Source organism: Gemmatimonas sp. (genome assembly GCF_044376735.1).
GTDB lineage: Bacteria > Gemmatimonadota > Gemmatimonadetes > Gemmatimonadales > Gemmatimonadaceae > Gemmatimonas.
Map to the genome: position 1 here is coordinate 1 of NZ_JBILKJ010000235.1, position 3404 is coordinate 3404.

Below are 3404 nucleotides of genomic sequence, written 5' to 3' on the forward strand. Positions count from 1 at the left end.
GGGCACCGGGCGCCGGATTGCACCCGTGCCCGATCACGCGGAGGCGCAGAGCACGCAGAGCACGCAGAGGGAACCGCACGAGACGTTTCCCTCCGCGACCTCTGCGCACCCCGCGCCTCCGCGTGATCGGTTCAACGATGCCGGGGGGCTCCCTACAGCCCGTGATTGCGGCCGGCCGTCCAAGCTCGTAGCGTCAAGCATGTCCACACACCGCACCCGTCGGGATTTCGTCAAGCGCGCGGCCATCCTCGGTGCCGCTGCCGTCGCCTCCCCCAGTGCTGCCGCCGCAGCCAGCGGGTCGCCGCGCGCAGCCGAGCCAGACGCTCCCCTCACGCCGCACCCCGGCGCGCTGGTCGACGTGGCCCGCGACGAGGCCTACTGGGCGCAGGTGGCCGCGAAGTATCGCATCACGCCGCGCACCACGAACCTCGAAGCCGGCTTCTTCGGCATGATGGCGCAGCCGGTGCTCGAGGCCTATCACCGCCATATCGATCGCGTGAACAGCGAGAGCTCGTACTTCGCGCGGCGCGAGTATCCCGCGATGTTTCGCACGGCCCGCGAGCGCGTGGCCGCCTTCGTGGGGGCTAAGCCCAGCGAGCTCGCCTTCTCGCGCAACGCCACCGAAGCCTTGCAGGCGCTGATCGGGCAGTACAACCGGCTGCAGCCGGGCGATACGATCATTTACGCCGATCTCGATTACAACGCGATGCAGTGGGCCATGAACGCGCTGGCGGCGCGCTGTCAGGCGAAGGTCGTCACGCTCGACATCCCCGAGCCGGCGTCGCACGAGAATATCCTGGCGACCTACGCCACCGCGCTCGCGGCGAATCCGCGCACCAAACTGCTGCTGCTCACCCATTGCAACAACAAGACCGGCCTGCTGCTGCCGGTCGGTGAGATCACCGCGCTGGCCAAGGCGCGCGGGGTGGACGTGGTGGTCGATGCCGCCCACTCGTTCGGACAGGTGCCGCTCACGATGGCCGACATGGGCGCCGATTTCGTGGGGCTCAACCTGCACAAGTGGATCGGTGCTCCGGTGGGCGCCGGGGCATTGTACATCCGCGAAGGCTGCCTCGGCGCGATCGATCGCGCCCACGCCGACGAAAGCGCGCCGCTCGACCGCATCGAGAGTCGCATTCATACCGGCACCACGCACTTCGCCACCATGATGACGATTCCCGACGCCATCGACTTCCAGCTCAGCATCGGCATGCCGCAAAAGGCCGCCCGCTTGCGCTATCTGCGTGACCGCTGGGTGCACGCCGTGGCCGACGTGAAGGGCGTGACCATTCTCACGCCGGAAGACGCCACGCTCACCGGGGCCATCACCGGATTCCGCCTGCACAATCGTGGCACCGGCGACGCCAACCGGGCCCTCGCCGCCACGCTGCACGATGAATTCGGCATCTTCACCAATCAGCGGACCGGCCTCGCCAAGGGCGATTGTGTGCGCGTCACCCCTGCGCTGTACAACACCCCCGCCGACGCCGACAAATTGGCGGCCGCCATTCGTACCATCGCTGCCCGGGGCTGAGTCATGAAGCGCCGTACCTTTCTCTCGCACGCCGGCGCGCTGGCGTCGATGCCGCTGATCATGCCGTACCTGCCCGGCGGCTCGCGCGCGCCGCGCGGTGCGGCACCCCTGCACGTGAACGGCGCGCGCCTCAACGAGTGGCTCACCGCGTTCGACCGCGTCGGCCGCACGGCCACCGGCATCAATCGCGTGGCGTACTCCGAGGCCGATCTCGCCGGACGCGCGTTCACCCTGCAGCGTCTGCGCGATGCTGGCTTCACGCCGCGCATCGACACCGCCGGCAATATCTACGTGCGGCTCGACGGCACCGATCGCACGCTCGCGCCGATTCTCATCGGCTCGCACATCGATTCGGTCACCGACGGCGGCAACTTCGATGGCCCCGTGGGCTCGTTCGGCGCCATCGAAGTCGCGCGCACGCTGCGCGAACAGAACCGGCGCCTGCGCCATCCCCTCGATGTCGTGATCTGGCAGAACGAGGAAGGCGGCACCACCGGCAGCAAGGTCGCCGTGGGCGAGATCACCGACGCTGAACTGGCGAAGGTCGCGCGCTCGGGCAAAACGATCCGTGAAGGCATCGGCATTATCGGTGGTGATGTCTCACGGTTGGCCGAATCGGTCAAGAAGAAAGGCGACATCGCCTGCTATATCGAGCTGCACATCGAACAGGGTGGCCTGCTGGAAAAGGCGGGCAAGCAGATCGGTGTGGTGCAGGGCATCGTGGGGCTGCGCTGGTTCGAGGTCACGATCACCGGGTTCGCCAACCACGCCGGCGCCACGCCCATGGATCAGCGACAGGATGCCATGCTGGCCGCCGCCAAGTTCACCGTGGCGGTGAACGACGCCGTGCGCGCTGAACCCGGACGACAGGTAGCCACCGTGGGCCGCATGGTCGTGTCACCGAATACCACCAACGTGATTCCCGGCCAGGTCGTCATGACGGTGGACCTGCGTGACCTCGACCAGACCAAGATCGAGCACTTTACCGAGGTGTTCGAGCGGCTGGCGCGTGAGATCGGGACCGCCACCACGACGACTTTCGCGTTCAAGCGCCTCACCGACAGCAGGCCTGCGATTTCCGATCCGCAGGTCATGACCTGGATCGAATCGAGCGCCACCGCGCTCGGCTTGTCGTCGCAGCGCATGCCCAGTGGCGCCGGACACGACGCACAGGAGATCGCGCACATCGCGCCGATGGCGATGATCTTCATTCCGAGCGTGGGTGGCATCAGTCATTCCCCGAAGGAATTCTCCCGCGCCGCCGACATCATCAACGGGGCCGACGTGCTGCTCAACGCCGTCATCGCCGCCGACGCCAGCCTCGACGGTCGCTCATGACCGAGGGCGGCGCGCTCCGCCGCGTCCTCGGTCCGGGCACGCTCGCCCTGCTCTTTGCCAACAGCATCATCGGGGCTGGCATTTTTGCGCTCCCCGGTCTGGCCGCCGCCACCCTCGGTACGGCCACGGCGCTCGGCTACGCGATCTGCGGCCTGCTGGTCACCCTGATTTTCCTCTGCTTCGCCGAAGTCGGCAGTCGGGTGCACAACAGTGGCGGCGCCTACGCCTACGTCGAGGCCGCGTTCGGCCCCTTCGCCGGATTCATCGCGGCGAATCTCATCTGGTTCGGCCTTGGCGCCTGTGTCGACGCGGCGCTGGCCGATGTGCTGGTCCGTACCGTTGCCACCATGGCACCGGTGTTGGTGCAGCCGATGCCGCGCGCGCTGGCCCTCGTGGCGCTCTTCGCGTGCATGGCCGGCGTGAACGTGTTGGGGGTGACGGTCGGGGCGCGATTCGTTGTCGTTCTGACGGTACTCAAGCTCGTGCCGTTGCTGTTACTGCTCGTGGTGGGCCTTCCGCACATCGACCTGTC

At 67.5% G+C, this 3404-nt stretch carries 3 protein-coding genes; all 3 read left to right on the forward strand.

Features of this window, described 5'->3' with window-relative positions; translation table 11 throughout:
* Window positions 1-199: 199 nt before the first annotated feature.
* Complete coding sequence (locus ACIRA7_RS15985) at window positions 200-1534, forward strand: aminotransferase class V-fold PLP-dependent enzyme (protein WP_396221831.1); 1335 nt, start codon at window positions 200-202, stop codon at window positions 1532-1534.
* A gap of 3 nt (window positions 1535-1537) precedes the next feature.
* On the forward strand, window positions 1538-2872 hold the full coding sequence (locus ACIRA7_RS15990; RefSeq protein ID WP_396221832.1) for a M20 family metallo-hydrolase: 1335 nt from the start codon (window positions 1538-1540) through the stop codon (window positions 2870-2872).
* Window positions 2869-3404, forward strand: a 536-nt coding sequence (locus ACIRA7_RS15995; protein WP_396221833.1) for an amino acid permease, incomplete at its 3' end; no start/stop codon positions are given. The genes ACIRA7_RS15990 and ACIRA7_RS15995, both read left to right, overlap by 4 nt.